The sequence below is a fragment of the Alteromonas sp. CNT1-28 genome (genome assembly GCF_022348345.1).
GTDB classification, from domain to species: Bacteria; Pseudomonadota; Gammaproteobacteria; order Enterobacterales; family Alteromonadaceae; genus Alteromonas; species Alteromonas macleodii.
Window position 1 is genome coordinate 56,365 of record NZ_JAKREZ010000003.1, and the last position, 16,380, is coordinate 72,744.

The 16,380-nt window shown below is 44.4% G+C and carries 14 protein-coding genes; 6 read left to right on the forward strand and 8 right to left on the reverse strand.

Annotated elements, in window-relative coordinates:
- Positions 1-125: 125 nt before the first annotated feature.
- The 3 genes from MHN02_RS02995 to MHN02_RS03005 form a co-directional block, all read right to left on the reverse strand.
- Positions 126-401: a hypothetical protein gene (locus MHN02_RS02995; protein ID WP_014949227.1), complete on the reverse strand. Its 276-nt coding sequence runs from the start codon at positions 399-401 to the stop codon at positions 126-128.
- 219 nt (positions 402-620) lie between these two features.
- Positions 621-1,385, reverse strand: coding sequence for a glucose 1-dehydrogenase (locus MHN02_RS03000; RefSeq protein ID WP_239244497.1), 765 nt, complete (start codon positions 1,383-1,385; stop codon positions 621-623).
- A gap of 44 nt (positions 1,386-1,429) precedes the next feature.
- A complete protein-coding gene (locus MHN02_RS03005) occupies positions 1,430-2,344 on the reverse strand; it encodes a haloalkane dehalogenase (RefSeq protein WP_239244499.1) in 915 nt (304 codons plus the stop codon).
- Positions 2,345-2,589: 245 nt separating this feature from the next.
- On the opposite strand from MHN02_RS03005, the gene MHN02_RS03010 reads away from it, so the two are divergent.
- From MHN02_RS03010 to MHN02_RS03025, 4 genes are all read left to right on the forward strand, one after another.
- A complete protein-coding gene (locus MHN02_RS03010; protein ID WP_061094864.1) occupies positions 2,590-4,713 on the forward strand; it encodes a 3-hydroxyacyl-CoA dehydrogenase NAD-binding domain-containing protein in 2,124 nt (707 codons plus the stop codon).
- Positions 4,714-4,873: 160 nt separating this feature from the next.
- Positions 4,874-6,055, forward strand: coding sequence for an acetyl-CoA C-acyltransferase (locus tag MHN02_RS03015; RefSeq protein WP_239244501.1), 1,182 nt, complete (start codon positions 4,874-4,876; stop codon positions 6,053-6,055).
- 9 nt (positions 6,056-6,064) lie between these two features.
- The gene (locus MHN02_RS03020; RefSeq protein WP_014949232.1) at positions 6,065-7,864 is read left to right on the forward strand and encodes an acyl-CoA dehydrogenase C-terminal domain-containing protein; all 1,800 of its coding nucleotides are present in this window, start codon (positions 6,065-6,067) and stop codon (positions 7,862-7,864) included.
- 155 nt (positions 7,865-8,019) lie between these two features.
- The gene (locus tag MHN02_RS03025) at positions 8,020-8,904 is read left to right on the forward strand and encodes an alpha/beta hydrolase (RefSeq protein WP_239244503.1); all 885 of its coding nucleotides are present in this window, start codon (positions 8,020-8,022) and stop codon (positions 8,902-8,904) included.
- A 94-nt stretch (positions 8,905-8,998) separates the two neighbouring features.
- Here the strand turns inward: MHN02_RS03025 and MHN02_RS03030 are convergent, their stop codons facing one another.
- From MHN02_RS03030 to MHN02_RS03045, 4 genes are all read right to left on the reverse strand, one after another.
- Positions 8,999-9,397 (reverse strand): DUF3718 domain-containing protein, encoded by a 399-nt coding sequence (locus MHN02_RS03030; protein ID WP_014949234.1) that lies wholly within the window; start codon positions 9,395-9,397, stop codon positions 8,999-9,001.
- Between the two features lie 298 nt (positions 9,398-9,695).
- The gene (locus MHN02_RS03035) at positions 9,696-10,094 is read right to left on the reverse strand and encodes a DUF3718 domain-containing protein (RefSeq protein WP_014949235.1); all 399 of its coding nucleotides are present in this window, start codon (positions 10,092-10,094) and stop codon (positions 9,696-9,698) included.
- Between the two features lie 332 nt (positions 10,095-10,426).
- Positions 10,427-11,383 (reverse strand): sugar-binding transcriptional regulator, encoded by a 957-nt coding sequence (locus MHN02_RS03040; RefSeq protein ID WP_239244505.1) that lies wholly within the window; start codon positions 11,381-11,383, stop codon positions 10,427-10,429.
- Complete coding sequence (locus MHN02_RS03045) at positions 11,380-12,060, reverse strand: HAD family hydrolase (protein ID WP_239244507.1); 681 nt, start codon at positions 12,058-12,060, stop codon at positions 11,380-11,382. The genes MHN02_RS03040 and MHN02_RS03045 overlap by 4 nt, the downstream gene beginning before the upstream one ends.
- Before the next feature lie 440 nt (positions 12,061-12,500).
- On the opposite strand from MHN02_RS03045, the gene MHN02_RS03050 reads away from it, so the two are divergent.
- On the forward strand, positions 12,501-14,216 hold the full coding sequence (locus MHN02_RS03050) for a hypothetical protein (protein ID WP_239244509.1): 1,716 nt from the start codon (positions 12,501-12,503) through the stop codon (positions 14,214-14,216).
- Between the two features lie 10 nt (positions 14,217-14,226).
- Positions 14,227-15,744 carry a mannitol dehydrogenase family protein gene (locus tag MHN02_RS03055; RefSeq protein WP_239244510.1) on the forward strand — a complete coding sequence of 506 codons (1,518 nt, stop codon included), beginning with the start codon at positions 14,227-14,229 and terminating at the stop codon, positions 15,742-15,744.
- Positions 15,745-15,915: 171 nt separating this feature from the next.
- Here MHN02_RS03055 and MHN02_RS03060 read toward each other — a convergent pair whose 3' ends face one another.
- Positions 15,916-16,308 (reverse strand): DUF3718 domain-containing protein, encoded by a 393-nt coding sequence (locus MHN02_RS03060; protein WP_014949240.1) that lies wholly within the window; start codon positions 16,306-16,308, stop codon positions 15,916-15,918.
- Between the last annotated feature and the right edge of the window lie 72 nt (positions 16,309-16,380).

The following is a 16,380-nucleotide window of genomic DNA, read 5'->3' on the forward strand; positions in this document are numbered from 1 at the left end:
TTGGTATAAATATTTGATTCGTAGCATACTATTGCTTCGTGTGCGATAGAGTAAAAAAGAATAATAAACGCAAAGAATGGCTTTAAATAAAGGATTAACCTGATAGACGAGTACTCGCCTAGAAATTACTTTGCGCTGAAGCGGTGACTTGGCAGTGCGCTATGAATAAGGTATTGGCTTTTGGATTGTTTGGTGGTTTGGAGCGAAACATCAGTACCGCGCTTCACTGTGCTTAGTGCTAGCGGTTTATTTTGACGTTGCTTCTTTAATAGTTGCGAAGAAGGCACTTCCTTCATATTTACAAGCGTAGATTGGGCTTCTTGCGCAATACTAACGTTAATCAACGAATAGGTGATACAAAGTGTGGTAGCTAAAAAAATGTTTTTACTTGGCTTTTTCATCACATTTTTCTCTTTTTGTTCAACTTAATCGCTAAATAAAATTATTGGGTTTTACTTAATAGGGGTTCGATTGCAGAGGCGGTTGCACTCGCCTCATTCATCGATTTTGTTTGTTCCTCTTCATTACACCTAAAGTAGAACGAAAGAGAAACATGATGAGTCATACAAAGGTATGTCAAAAAATACCTTTGCATGTATTTCGAAACTGCGAGATAAAAATTACCACGCTGTAACACCACCATCTACTGCTATGGTTTGCCCGTTCATGTAAGAATTGCCAGGGGAAAGCATCAGCATCATGGTGTTAACGATTTCTTGCGGTTCGCCTAGACGCTTCATAGGACTTCCCATGCCTAGTTGCTCACGCGCTTCAGGGGTGTTGTACCCGTCTACGTTCAAAATATTGGTAGGACTATAGAATGGGCAAATTGCATTAACGCGAACATTCTTTCGGCCGTATTCCACCGCGGCTGTGCGGGTTATTCCCGAAACCGCGTGTTTTGCTGCAGCATAAGCACCGCCTTTAGGGGCTCCACCTAGTCCTGCAAGTGAGCTTACATTTAAAACGTGCCCTTGCTTTTGTGCAAGCATAACGGGTATTTGGTACTTCATTCCAAACATAACGCCTTTTACGTTCACAGCGAACTGCGAGTCCATGATTTCCTCTGTCATTTGATGAATTGGTGCAGGGTTATGCGCTATGCCTGCATTATTTACGGCTATATCCAGTTTGCCAAAGGTTTCAATGGCTGTTTCAACCAGCGTCTTATTTAGCGACTCGCTAGCAATATTACCCGCTAGCACCACGACATCAGTGAGTGCTTTTACATCCTTTTTCGTTTCCTCAAGGGCGGTTTCGTTAATGTCTGAAAGAACGAGTTTTGCTCCTCGGTTGGCAAGACCTAGCGATAACAAGCGGCCAAAACCACTGCCTGCGCCGGTAATTAATACAACTTGCCCTGAAAAGTCGAGTAGAGCATCCATGGTAATCTCCTATTAGTAACTGTTTAATGTTTTTTGAAACGTGGCTATTTCAGCTGCGTTTGGTTTATAAATTGAATGAGTAATTTGGCTAGCATTTCCCCTTGGTCTTCCTGGATAAAGTGACCACCGTTTTCCACAAGGGTATGAGCCATGCCGCTGCTGCCCGGAATGAGCTTTTGAAATACCTTGTCGCCACCTTTAGTGACAGGGTCGCTATCACCAAAAGCCGTAACAAAAGGTTTGTTATATTGCTTTAGCTTTTCCCATGCCTGTCTATTCGCCTGTGCCTCAGCATTGTCTGGGCTTGTAGGAACAAGAATAGGGAACATACGTGCACCTGCTTTAAAGCTTTCGTCTGGAAAAGGGGCGTCGTAAGCTGCAAGCGTCGCCTCATCTAGAACAGTGGTTGTGGCGTTTTGAATGATCGTAGATGTGGGAAATACGGTGACATCCTGTGAGAATCGGCGCCATTTGATGAAAGCATCGCTTGGCGGGTGGTCGCCAGTGGGCAATCCGGTATTAGACACCATTACACCCGAAAAACGCTCAGGCATATCGGCGACAAGTCGCAAGCCTAGTAAACCTCCCCAGTCTTGACAAAAGAGTGTAACAGGGCCCTTAGTCGCCTGTGAAAACCAGTCTTTTAGCCATATCACATGACGAGCGTAGGAGTAGTCCTCCTTTCTTACTGGTTTATCTGAGCGTCCAAAACCAATGAGATCCGGCGCGATGACATTGAATCCCGCATCAGCCAATATGGGCATCATCTTTCGGTACAAATAAGCCCACGTCGGTTCGCCGTGTATTAATAGCACGGTATGTCCATCTTTCGGTCCACATTGATAATGGGCCATTGTTATTTCACTGCTTACTGTGTCTGTTATTTCAGTGAAACAGGGGGAGTAGGGAAAGTCAGTGATCGTGTCGAAGGCGCTTTCCGGTGTTTTAAGCACTTGCATAGCCAATTATCCTTTTGTAAATAAAATGTAATTACAAGTGTTGCCCGATTAACAAAAACACCGGTTTTATTTTCTGTCAAATAAACCTTAGGCAAGGTAGGACAAGCTCTGCGCAGAGAAATGAATTCACAAAGGGGCTGGCGGTCAATATTAAATATTATGATAAATGTCTATAACACCAATAAACTTGGATGATTGACAACACTGCAATAACATCCAGTTAACGTGATAAACAGGACATGGTTATGACTGAGATGGAAAATAAAGCCGTAGAATATGCAGTACAACAGGGTGTTGCCACGCTGACAATGCAAAGTGCGCCCGTTAATGCGCTGTCACGCGCTATCAGAGTAGGGTTGATAGAAGGCATAAACAACGCACTAGATGACGATAGCGTAAGTGCCATTGTTATTACTTCTTCACTACCTATTTTTTCGGGTGGAGCTGACATCAGCGAATTCTCTGGTGGCGATTTGTCTCCCATGCTGCCTGAGGTACTAGACAAGATTGAAAATGCGTCTAAGCCGGTTGTTGCTGTTCTCCCTGGACCAGCATTCGGCGGTGGCTTAGAAGTGGCGTTAGCTTGCCATCATCGCATCACCTTTGCCGACAATAAGGTGGGTCTTCCAGAGGTAAATCTAGGCATATTACCGGGCGCAGGCGGTACTCAGCGCCTTCCTCGTTTAGCCGACGCACAAACATCGTTAGAAATGATCGTAACAGGCAAGCCTACGTCGGTGGTCAAACTTCCAGGTGTCTTCGATAAAATTTCTGATAAGCCTGAGCATTTACTTGAAGATACAAAAGCGTATTTACAAGCATTAACGCCAGATAAAGCGATTAAACGCACCAGTGATATCACGCTGTCCATGTCTGACGAAACGCAGGCGGTGTTTGATGCAGTAACTGCACAAACTAAAAAAGCGACTCGTGGTTTCTTTGCTCCATTAAAATGTATCGAAGCGGTACGCGGCGCTTACACGCTCGCTTTTGAAGATGGCCTTAAAAATGAAGGCAAGCTTTTCATGGAGTGTATGAATACGCCACAGGCGCGTGCCCAGCAGCATTTCTTTTTTGCTGAACGCGCAGCAGGTCATGTGAGCGATTTCGACAAAAATACTCCTGAGCGCAACATTGATAAAGTTGCGATTATCGGCGCCGGAACAATGGGCGGTGGTATCGCTATGAACTTCGCCAATGCCGGCATTCCAGTCACAATGCTTGAGCTCAAAGAAGAAGCGCTAGAGAAGGGATTAGCGCTTATTAGAAAGAACTACGAAAACTCGGCGAAAAAAGGCAAGTTAACCCAAGAGCAGGTAGAGAGCCGCATGGCACTGCTTTCAGGTACTACGTCGTATGACGACTTAGCTGATGTTGATCTCGTCATCGAAGCCGTTTTCGAGAAGATGGAAGTAAAGAAAACCGTATTCTCGACGCTGGATAAAGTGTGTAAGCCAGGCGCCATTTTGGCTTCAAATACGTCAACACTGGATATAGACGAAATAGCGACAGCCACATCCCGTCCCGAAGATGTGATTGGTCTTCACTTTTTCTCGCCAGCGAATGTGATGAGACTGCTAGAAGTGGTTAAAGCAGAGAAGACATCTGCTGAAGTCATTAAAACCTGCATGAAGATGGCTAAACGCATCAAGAAAGTAGCGGTGTTGGTAGGCGTTTGCTTCGGATTCGTAGGAAACCGCATGATTGAGCCTTACGGCCGTGAAGCTAACCGCTTACTGCTAGAAGGAGCAACACCTGAGCAAGTTGATCGCGTTTTAACCGAGTTTGGCATGCCAATGGGGCCGTTCACTATGGGTGATATGGCTGGATTAGATATTGGTTACTATGTACGACAGTCTCGACAAGAGCACATTGCACACGACCCCGCTTACGGTGCAGTGGCAGATCGCTTGGTAGAAAAGGGGCGCAACGGACTCAAAACCGGACGCGGAGCATACAACTATGAACCTGGCAGTCGAGTTCCTGTCCCAGATCCAGAAGTACTAGAAATTGCCAAGCAAGAAGCAGAACGTTTAGGCGTGGTTCAGCGTTCAGACATTAGCGATGAGGAAATTCTAGTTCGCGTCATGTACTCATTGATTAACGAAGGTGCTGCCATCTTAGAAGAAGGCATTGCAGCTAAATCTAGCGATATCGATGTGATTTATGTTTACGGTTATGGCTTCCCTGTGTATCGCGGCGGCCCTATGCAATATGCCGACGAAGTAGGGCTAGGCACTATTTTAGATAAGCTGACTACCTATCGTGATCAATTGGGTGATTACGGAAAGATGTGGCTTGAACCAAGTGATTTGTTGGTGAAATTGGCCCAAAGCGGCGGCACGTTTAAAAGCTATAAAGCGAAGTAGACATAGCTCTAGTTAGCGAGAATTAATCGACGGTGAGAGCTAGCGATAGCTCTCGTTACCCGACATCCGAATTTGGTAAAGCTAGGTAACTTCGAGAGGAAGCACATAGGCCTAGCTAAACTTTGGCTGAACTTTCAGCCCAACTGAAAGGAACATGAAAATGCGCGATGCAGTTATCGTAAGTACAGCACGTACGCCAATCGGGCGCGCTTATAAAGGTGCACTGAACAATTTACCCGCCCCTTCATTAGGTGGCCACGCTATTCAAAACGCAGTAGCACGCGCAGGGATCGACCCTGCCAGTGTCGACGACGTGATAATGGGCGCAGCGCTAACCCAAGGCAGTGGCGGCATGAATATTGGCCGCTTGGCTGGCCTAGCGGGTGGTTTACCGGTCACCGTAGCGGGTATGACACTCGACCGCCAATGCAGTTCTGGCATGTATGCCATTGCTACCGCAGCGAATTCAATTCGTACAGGCGATACCAACATTATGGTTGCGGGTGGCTTAGATTCTATCTCTTTAGTGCAAAACAAAAATATGAATATGTTTCGTGCAGTAGACCCTGCACTGGTTGCAATGCACAAAGATATTTATATGCCAATGCTTCAAACTGCGGAAGTAGTAGGTAAGCGCTACAATATTAGCCGTGACGTACAAGACGAATACGGTTACCAAAGCCAAATGCGCACAGCAGCGGCTCAAGAAGCGGGCAAGTTTGATGATGAGATTGTACCTATCACAGCAACGCAAGCCTTATTTAATAAAGAAACAGGTGAAACCTCTGAGCGTGAAGTGACCTTGTCGAAAGATGAAGGAAATCGCCCAGAAACAACGTTAGAAGGGCTTAAAGCGCTTAACCCAGTGATAGAAGGTGGTTGTATTACCGCAGGTAACGCAAGCCAGCTTTCTGATGGAGCCAGCGCGACAGTGATTATGGATGAGCACTCAGCGGCAAAAGGCAATGCTCAACCTCTTGGTATTTATCGCGGTATTGCAGTGGCAGGCTGTGAGCCAGATGAAATGGGAATTGGCCCAGTGTTCGCCATTCCTAAGCTATTAAAGCAGCATGGATTAACCATGGACGATATCGGTCTATGGGAGCTTAACGAAGCGTTTGCGGTACAGGTACTGTATTGCCGCGATAAGTTAGGCATTCCAGACGAATTATTAAACGTAAACGGCGGTGCCATTTCTATTGGTCACCCATACGGCATGAGCGGTGCTCGCATGGTGGGTCATGCACTCATCGAAGGTAAACGACGCGGTGCGAAATATGTTGTTTGCACCATGTGTATCGGTGGCGGCATGGGCGCTGCTGGTCTATTTGAAGTAATATAGGTATTGGGTATGGAAGGTTATAAAGCTCCACAACGTGACGCCATGTTTGTAACACATGAGCTACTAAATTATCAAAATCACTATCAAAAGCTAGGTTTCGACGAAGCATCTGAAGATCTGGTTTCGGCGATTTTCGCTGAAGCTGCAAAGTTTTCAGAGAACGTACTGGCACCCATCAATGCATCAGGCGATGAAGAAGGGTGTAAGTGGGTTGATGGTGAAGTAACAACGCCTAAAGGTTTTAAAGAAGCTTATCAAACGTATGTTGAGGGCGGATGGCCAGGAATGTCTCACCCTGAGGAATTTGGCGGTCAGGCATTACCATATTCGTTGTCATCTATCATCGCTGAGTGGTTTTCAGGCGCAAACCATTCTTGGGCGATGTACCCAGGTCTAAGCCAAGGCTGTATGGCAACAATAAAAGCCCATGGCTCTGAATTGCTACAAAAAATGTTTCTTGAAAAGCTAGTTAGCGGTGAGTGGACAGGTACTATGTGTTTGACCGAAGCACATTGCGGTTCAGACCTTGGCATGTTGAAATGTCGCGCGGAACCACAAGAAGATGGTACCTACAGCTTAACAGGAACGAAGATTTTTATTTCGGCAGGTGAACACGACTTGTCTGAAAATATCGTACACATTGTGCTAGCTCGATTGCCAGATGCGCCAGAGGGTACCAAAGGTATTTCACTATTTGTTGTGCCTAAATTTAACGTGTCTGAAGATGGCGAAAAGCAAGATAGAAACGCAGTAGGATGCGGAAGCATTGAACATAAAATGGGTATCAAAGCCAGCGCAACCTGTGTGATCAACTTTGATGGTGCAAAAGGTTATTTGATTGGGCCACCAAACCGCGGCCTAAACTGCATGTTTACGTTCATGAATACCGCACGTATTGGCACTGGTCTTGAAGGCTTGGCATCATCTGAAGCAGCATTCCAAGGTGCGCTTCGCTATGCAAAAGACCGCATACAGTTCCGTTCATTAACAGGGCGTAAAAATCCTGATGGCCCAGCTGATCCTATTATTGTGCACCCTGATGTACGTCGTATGCTGTTAACGCAGAAAGCGTTCGCGGAAGGCAACCGAGCGCTTGCCGCTTACTGTATGCAGTTAGTTGACGTTACTTTGTATGGTAGCGACGAGGCTGAGAAGCAACTTGCGGATGCAAAACTTGCATTCTTAACGCCTATCGTAAAAGCCTTTTTAACTGAAACCGCGCAAGAAGCCACGAGTTACGGTATGCAGGTTTATGGCGGCCACGGCTTTATCAAAGAATGGGGTATGGAGCAGCTAGCTCGAGATACCCGTATCTGCACCATGTATGAAGGTACTACAGGTATTCAAGCCGTTGACCTATTAGGTCGTAAAGTAATGGGCTCTAATGGCGAATTGCTTAATGTATTTGTTCAAGAAGTGCGCGACTACTGTAATTCATTGCGCGATAACGCTCAGTTTAGTGCTTGGACTAACGCGCTAAACTCTCATCTTGACGAGTGGCAGCAGATCACTATGGATATCGGTAAGGCAGCAGCATCGAACCCAGATGAAATTGGTGCAGCGTCTGTCGATTACTTAATGTATTCAGGTTATGTCACCGTTGCTTACTTCTGGCTAAAAATGGCAGTGAAAGCACAAGAGCAGCTTGATGCAGGTAGCACGGAAACCGAGTTTTATAAGAGTAAAATCTTAACAACGGGCTTCTACTTTGACCGTTTATTAACCCGTACTCGCTCACTGGTTTCGGCAATGCAATCAGGCGCAGACAACTTGATGTCAATGCCAGAGAGTATGTTCGCTATCGAGTAACGACATAAAAGTAATACACGTGCGTAATTAAAAGACGTACGAAAGGCCGAGCAAATAATGTAGCCGAGAAAATGATTTAACCAAATAATCATTTGGATACGTTATTTTGCTCGGCTTTTTTGTTTCTTAAAAACAACATAGAGGAAGTGAGCACAGTGGTTGTGTCAAAGTACGTGAATGTTGAGGGAGCCTGCCTTCATTATTTATCCCGAGAAGAAGAGAGCGCAGAGAATCCTCTGCTTATCATGTTTCATGGCTTTCCAGAAAATGCGCACACATGGGAAGCGTTAATGGCGATACTTCCCACATCACTTGACATCATTGCTCCAGATTTGCCCGGTTATCATTTATCGAGTCCACTACCCAGTGAAACGGATTACCAAGTTCCATCATTGATAAGTCGAATGGCCGCCTTCATCGAGAAAGTTCAAAAAGGCCGAAAGGTTATTTTGTTGGGACACGATTGGGGTGGGGCAATAGCGTGGCCCCTAGCAGCCTTTCACCAAACATTAATTAGCAAACTTATTATTGTTAATGCCGCTCATCCTTCTTGTTTTACACGGGCAATAAAGACCTCTTCTACGCAAAGAGCAAAAAGTCAGTATATCTCTGCGCTTATTGATAAGGGGGCAGAGCGGACCCTTACAAATACTAGCTTTACGTTATTGAAAAATATGTTAGGAAACGGCTTTTTTGAGAAAGAAACCAGCTATTCAAGGACGCTACTTAACGACTGGGGTAAACCTGAAACCCTCAGTGCGATGCTCAATTACTATCGGCAAATGCCTCAACAAGTGCCACAAAAGAATGTATCTGAGAAAGTGTTGAATGATATTCGTATACCTGAAATATTCATTCATTGCCCAACCCTGTTATTGTGGGGGGAGCAGGATGATGCGTTTGATCTAAGTGTACTGGATAAAATCGAACACTATGTTCCATTGATAATTAAGCGGTTTAATCCGCACGCGTCGCACTGGTTACACAGGGAAAAACCTGAATGGGTACAAAAAGAAGTGATAAATTTTATAGGGTTCTAGAAAGGGGTGAGGCCCCTAAAAGGGGCCTCCAGTGCGGCGTCCTGCCGCTACCATGTTGAATCGTTACGTCACATGGTGTGATTAATTAGTTATATTAGATTCTGCCGTTAAGCTCTGTTGAAATAGGAGAGCTTTGAAGACCTTGTTCAGCAATCCACGCTTGAAGTGTCTTACCGTCTGACTCAGGCTCTGCTAAGTCTTTGCTTGGCATTTTCTTAACCAGTAGAGTACCTACTTCAACCGCATTGCTAGTAAGAGCAGTGCGAATTAGGCTTTGACCGTTACAAGAAATGCCAGAGTAGTAATCGCGAAGCTTAAGTTTGTAGTCTGATTGAACGCTACGCATTTTCTTACGTAGTTCGCCCTTGTCATCTGCTTGAACAATTGTGCAAATGTTTGCAAGTGCTTCGTTGATGTCATTAGCCTGAGCTGCGTTAGAAAAAGCTAAAGTTGATGCTGCAATTACTAGAGAAGTTTTAACGATTTTCAACATGGTTAAATTCCTTCGGTTGTTGTTATTAAGATTGTGTTCGTTCGTTGAGACGCATTAAACCCGAATCTAACTATTTGAAAAACATGTTGTAAAATAACATGGTATGTCAAACCATACCTAAAGTGTGAGCTTGCGTTACGAGCTCACGCATACCGTAGCTTGATTACCTAAGTCACTGGGTTGAAGAACGTGAAAATTTAAAGAGACAGAAAGTAAAAAGGCCCCGTAGCGGGGCCTTTCATTGCAGCTGACGCTGCAACCATGTTGAATCGACTCACATGGCTATGTGAATTAGTGCTTAGATTCTATCGTTAAGCTCAGCAGAAATTGGCGAGCTTTGTAAGCCTTGCTCTGCTATCCACGCTTGAAGTGTTTTGCCGTCTGATTCGGGCTCAGAAAGGTCTTTGCTTGGCATTTTCTTAACAAGCAGTGTACCTACCTCAACTGCGTTGTTCGTTAACGCCGTGCGGATAAGGCTTTGACCACCGCATGAAACACCTGAGTAATAATCACGTAACTTTAATTTGAAGTCAGACTGTACGCGACGCATCTTCTTACGCAATTCGCCTTTGTCGTCAGCCTGAACAATAGTACAGATGTTTGCTAGTGCCTCGTTTACGTCATTTGCTTGTGCTGCGTTTGAAAAAGCTAATGTTGATGCTGCGATGACTAGAGAAGTTTTAACGATTTTCAACATGGTTAAATTTCCTTCGTTATATTTGTTTAATTAATCGGTTTGTCTGTTCGGGATTAATTAAAAAACAATCAGGTCGAATGAAAAACATTCAGTCAAATAACAAGGTATATCGAATAATACGTTAGACTAAAGATTAAAGAAGTATGAAATGCGCTGTAGCCTTTAGTATTAAAGGGCGCAGGCGAACTAAGTTGAACTGCAATCGAAGATCAATAAATAGCCAAATAAAGTGCAAAAAAACAACGTTAATGCTGTTTTTTTGCTTTTTGTTGAAGTTAATGCGTATTAAAAATGTACGCAATAGGCATTTTATTAATAAGAAAAGAACGAAATTAAGAAGTGAGCAGTGCTGAGGCAGTACGTTCTGTCGTGATGAGCCCATTAAGCAATTTCGATCGCAGAGCGCCTCTTATAGCGTGCAGTTTGTTGTCGCCCGCTGCAACACCCACTACAGGCTTTTCTGGCGTTGCTTTCAACTTAAAGCTCGTTACTCTCTCGTTAATATCGCAACTCATCAGCGCACCTTCTTCATTAAAGATCCAGCTTATGATTTCGCCACTTGCACCAGATTCAGCGAGGGTTGCTAATTGATCATCGTCGATAAATCCGTCTTTATACAATGGAGACACGCTGCCTAAGTTACCAATGCCTACGAAGCTAATATCCGCTTGTTCGGCAAGCGTGTGAATTCTAGATATGTGTTGTTGCTGTTGCCAAATTTCCCGTTCTAGTTTACTAGATGCTATTACAGGGATAGGCATAGGATAATGCTGTGCTTTAACTCTGTCGGCTACGTGAACAGCCACGTCATAACGCGTCGCCTCTCCGTTATCAGCAATATTACCAACAAGGGAAACAATTTTATGCTGAGGGCAGTGAAGTATTGACAATTCATCAGCACAGGCACGCAGTACACGGCCAGTGCCAAACGCGATGGTTTGTGGAGCGTCGAATTTTAAAGCTCTTTCTATTGCTGCTGCACCCGCTTGACCAAGGCCAAGCGTTGAATTGGGATCGTCATCAACACTGGGCACGACTTCACAGAAAGTTAATCCGAATTTTTTCTCTATGCCTTGCGCTAATTCCATACATCTAGCAATCGGGTGTTCTAAGCGCACTTTCACAAGACCTTCCGACATAGATAACGCCACTAAGCGTTGTGCGCTTTGGCGTGATGTTTTGAGCGTTTTAGCTATCTCATCTTGCGTCTTACCACCAACATAGTACATCCATCCTGCTCTGGCGGCCTCGTCGAGTTTATTGAGTTCGTTTTGTGCTTTCTTACTCATTTAATTTTTCTCATGTCAAAAATGTCAGGGATTCGAGAGTTAAACTCGTCCCATGAATTAATGGTGTTGTCCGATGTCACAATACAATTCTGTAGATGTGCGCCACCTGTATAGTGGAAGTAGCGCATGTCCGCGGCTTTAGCGGCAGCAATCCCAGGCTGAGAGTCTTCAATAACTAGGCAGTTTGTAGGAGCAACGTTGAGAGCACTTGCCGCATATAAAAATAAATCTGGTGCTGGCTTGCCTTTATTAACGAGTGCTCGCGTGAAAATGCGGTCTTCAAAATAGGAAAGAAGCCCTGTGCTGGTTAACGCCTTTGTTGTTCTTTCAGGTGAACTGCTTGTGGCAACACAAAATGGAATACCTAGTGAGTTAAGTGCAGAAAGTACAGAGGTGATACCGGTAGTCTTTTGTAAATGGCACTCGAAGCTGTCGAACAGTAATCCATGGAATTTGTTTTTCATGGACGTGGTAAGTGTGAGCGTAAAGTCATCTTTTAACTTACCCTGAACGTGCTCCATGCTCTTTCCAAGAAAATGCTCTATAAAATATTGTTTCGATAATGCAATATCGAAACTAGACAGAAGTGCTTGCCACGCCTGCATCGATAGCACTTCACTGTCAATCAGTACGCCATCACAATCAAAAATCACCAGTTCCACGTTGTGTGCCTGCAAGAGTCACCTTCCTTTAACTATTAACATTTAACCAACGTCCACTTGCCAATTCCGTATTCGTACACCAAAGGTCAACAGGCGCCAATTATATGAACATTTGCCTAAGTGTAAGGTAATTGATGGCGTTTGTTCCACCTTAACAAGCAGTTCTTGAGTCCTATGACTACATACGCGGCTTTCGGCCTCAAATTTCGACTCTAAAATTTCTTCATAGTATTAAGTGGATAGATTATATCGCGTTTATTTTGATTGGTTAATTGTGCATTTTTATTGTGTTAATTAAATAAACAAGCCTCCGTTTATTTTGTTAATGGCTGTTTACAAAGTAGAGGGTATATGCAAATATTTACAAAAATTGAGATATATCCCAGTGTCTGGGCAAATGCTCTTAATGTATTTTGAAACCAGTGGGAAATACACCTACAACACGAGATTTGAAGATGAAGTCGACGTCTAGTGATATTGATATTTCACAAGTTAGTGACGAGCAACTCCCCGTCGCTAAACATAAACTGAAAGGCTGGAAGCATTTCATGGGCTTGTACGCCGGTGAACATGTGGCGGCAACTGAATTCGTATTCGGTGCAACCTTTGTTGCGCTAGGCGCCACCATGACCGACATTCTGTTGGGTTTATTGATTGGTAATCTACTTGCTGTCCTAAGCTGGACACTTATCACTACGCCTATCGCTGTAGATACCCGTTTGAGCTTGTACTCGTATCTTCAGAAAATAGCTGGCGACTCTATGACCAAGCTCTATAACTGGGCGAATGTAATCATATTTACCGTGATATCGGCCGCTATGATTACGGTGTCGGCAACCGCCGTGCGTTTTGCATTGAATATTCCGGCGCAGTTAAATTGGTATCCGACTAATTTAGCTTTTGTTGCCGTCGTGCTTGCAGTCGGTGTGATAGTTGTCTTTGTCGCTATGTATGGCTTTAACGCCGTTTCCAATTTTTCTCGTATTTGTGCGCCTTGGTTGTTTACCATGTTCATTTGCGGTCCACTTATTCTAATGCCTGCACTCGCTGAATCTGTAATTGGGCAAACGTTTCTTACATCGTGGAATGACTTTATTCATATCGGTAGTACATCGGTGTGGACGGGCTTCACCCAAAGTGGTGAGCCTGGTATTGGTTTATTAGAAGTGATTGGCTTTTCGTGGGCAGCGAACACGATAACGCATTTCGGCCTTATTGATATGGCGTTACTGCGTTTTGCTAAGCGTAAACGTTACGGTTTATGTACGTCGGCGGGTATGTTATTTGGTCATTATATAGCATGGATTTCAGCCGGTATTATGGGCGCAGGAACAGCGGTTATTGTTCAAAAGTCCATTGGTGAATTAGACCCGGGCGATGTGGCTTTCCATGCATTAGGTCTTTCTGGACTCGTTATTGTTATCGTTGCAGGCTGGACTACAGCAAACGCGAATCTCTATCGCGCTGGACTTGCCGCGCAAGCTATTTTTAAAGATAAATCACGTACTACAACGACCGCAGTCGTCGGTATGGTCACCGTTGCAATTGCGTGTTTTCCGTTCGTGTTTACTAAATTACTGCCACTGTTAACGTATGCTGGATTACTTGTTGTTCCTGTAGGAGCAATTGTGTTCGCAGAGCACGTAATTTTTCCGCGTATTGGATTCACACGTTATTGGGCACATTATCAAAGCCTTACTCACAGCACGCCAGCGGTAGCGAGTTGGGGGTTGGGGCTTGTGTTTGGCTTTGGTTTAAATGTCTTAGACGTCATGTCTTTCTACTATCTATTCATACCCACGTGGTTCTTCACCATAGCTGTCTATACAGTACTGGCCGCCAAGTATGGCGCTAAACAAGCTTATCCTGAGCAAGAAGCACAAGTAGATGCTTTCAATGCACGTGTTGAAGCTCATCAGCAGCAAGAAGCGGCGTTAGAAAACGAACACGTTGAAGACGTTACTGCCGTATCTAAATTACTGCGTCTTACTTCGCTAGCGAGTTTGTTGGTGTCCATAGCATTGGCAATCAAAACTTTTTCTCTTAGTGACACGGTTGCCGCTTACGAATTGAACCGAGACCTATTCTTTAATGTTGGGTTCGCGTGCACCGTTATCTATTTCGTTACTGCGTATTGGGCGATGCGTCGCCACAAAGCGTTACAAAGCTAATAAGGTTCTTATGCAATCTCAAACGTCTATTTTATTGAACAGAGCGAACTTATCGTCGTTGCCAAATGACGTAAGGCGTCCAGCTTATGATGTGGAGAACGTTCAAACGGGTATTGTTCACATTGGTGTGGGTGGTTTTCATCGGGCACATGAAGCCATGTATGTAGACAGATTAATGGCAAAAACCGGCGATCTATCGTGGGGCATTTGTGGTGTGGGTCTTCGCGAGAACGACCGTGCAATGAAAAAAGTGTTCGACGAACAAGATAGCTTATATACCTTGGTTGAAAAGCACAATGACGGTTCCCGCAGTGCATCAGTTATCGGTGCAATGACGGGGTTTTTGATGGCGCCGGACGATCCTCAAGCAGTCATTGATAAAATGGCTGATCCCGAAGTACGCATCGTATCGTTAACCATTACCGAAGGTGGGTATAATTTTGATGCTTCCTCAGGGGAATTTATTACCACTAACCCTGATGTCATTCACGATATCGAAAACCCCAAAACGCCTAAACTGGTTTTCGGCTATTTAGTCGCAGCGCTTAAAAAACGCAAAGAAAACAACGCAAGGCCTTTTACCGTTATGTCATGTGACAATATCCAGCACAATGGCCAAGTGTTAAAGAAAATGCTGCTTGCGTATATTGAACTGTTTGACCAAGCGTTTGCTACTTGGGTTAACGAAAACGTAAGTTTCCCTAATTCAATGGTAGACAGAATAACGCCTGCAACCACAAATGACGATATCGCAACGTTAAGGGCTCAGGGCGTAGAAGATGCTTGGCCTGTAGTGTGTGAGCCTTTTGACCAGTGGGTTATTGAAGATGACTTTTGCAATACCAAGCCGTGTTTAGATTTAGTAGGCGCGCAGTTTGTAAGCGATGTGGCACCGTACGAAAAGCTTAAGCTTCGTATGCTTAATGCGGGCCATTCAGTACTTGGGTTGGTTGGTTCTGTAGCAGGGCTTGAAACTATCCATGAAAGTGTTGAAGCGAAACAGTTAAAGCGTCTTCTATCAATCTTTATGGAACAAGAGGTTATGCCAACACTCGACCCAGTAGAGGGGATTGACGTGTATGAATACAGAAATACGCTGCTATCTCGTTTCTCCAACCCTTTTATTAAAGATACGCTAGCGCGAATTTGCCTTGAAAGTTCGGCTAAGCTTCCGGTGTTTTTATTTCCCACTGTACGAGATAATTTGGCGGCCAACAGAGACACCGATATAAGTGCTTTAGTTGTTGCTTGCTGGGCCTTCTATTCAGACAGGCATGCCTCTCAAGACGGGAAGTCACTTGAAATCAACGATGTGTTAGCTGATAAGTTACACAACGCGGCTAGTAATAACCAAATAGACAGCCTTAGTTTTTTAATGCTAGAAGAAGTATTTGGCAAGCTGGTTGGTGAAGCGCGTTTTACCGCTAGTTACCAGGACTTTGTAGAGCGCTTGTATCAACAAGAGCCGGTGTTGCTGATTAGCGAAAAGGTAGTAAACAATAAACTCGAGCTTGCTAGAGCTTGTTAGATTGTATTGGTAATCTGCATTAGTACGAAGGGGGAGTAGGGGATACTCTCCTTTTTTATGCATTGAATTTTATAGACTGATACAAAAGAAAAAAGCGACCCGAGGGTCGCTTTCTAAAGTGCAGATTTCTCTGCAACCATGTTGAACTGGTTCACATGGTGTGAAACTGTTTTATAGGCGGTCGTTGATAACCGCAGCAATTGGGTTATCTTGCAGACCGTTTTCCGCAACCCAAGCTTGAAGTGTTTTTCCGTCAGCTTCAGGTGCTTCTAAATCACTTTTTGGCATTTTCTTAACAAGTAACTCGCCAGCTTCTAAAGCATTGTTCAGCAGTGCTGTACGAATTAGGCTGTTACCGCCACAGCTAATTGCTGAGTAGTAGTCTTTAAGTTTCATGCGGTAGTCTGATTCGACTGAACGCATTTTCTTACGTAGTTCGCCTTTATCGTCCGCTTGAACGATAGTGCAGATATTCGCTAGTGCTTCGTTAACATCAGCCTGTGCTACGCCCGACACACCTAATGTCGCTGCGATAACAAGAGAAGTTTTAACAATTTTCAACATGGTTAATTCCTCAAGTACTTCTATAGATTGTTTGTTTGTTCGAGAGGATTAAACGATAAAAATGAAATCTTG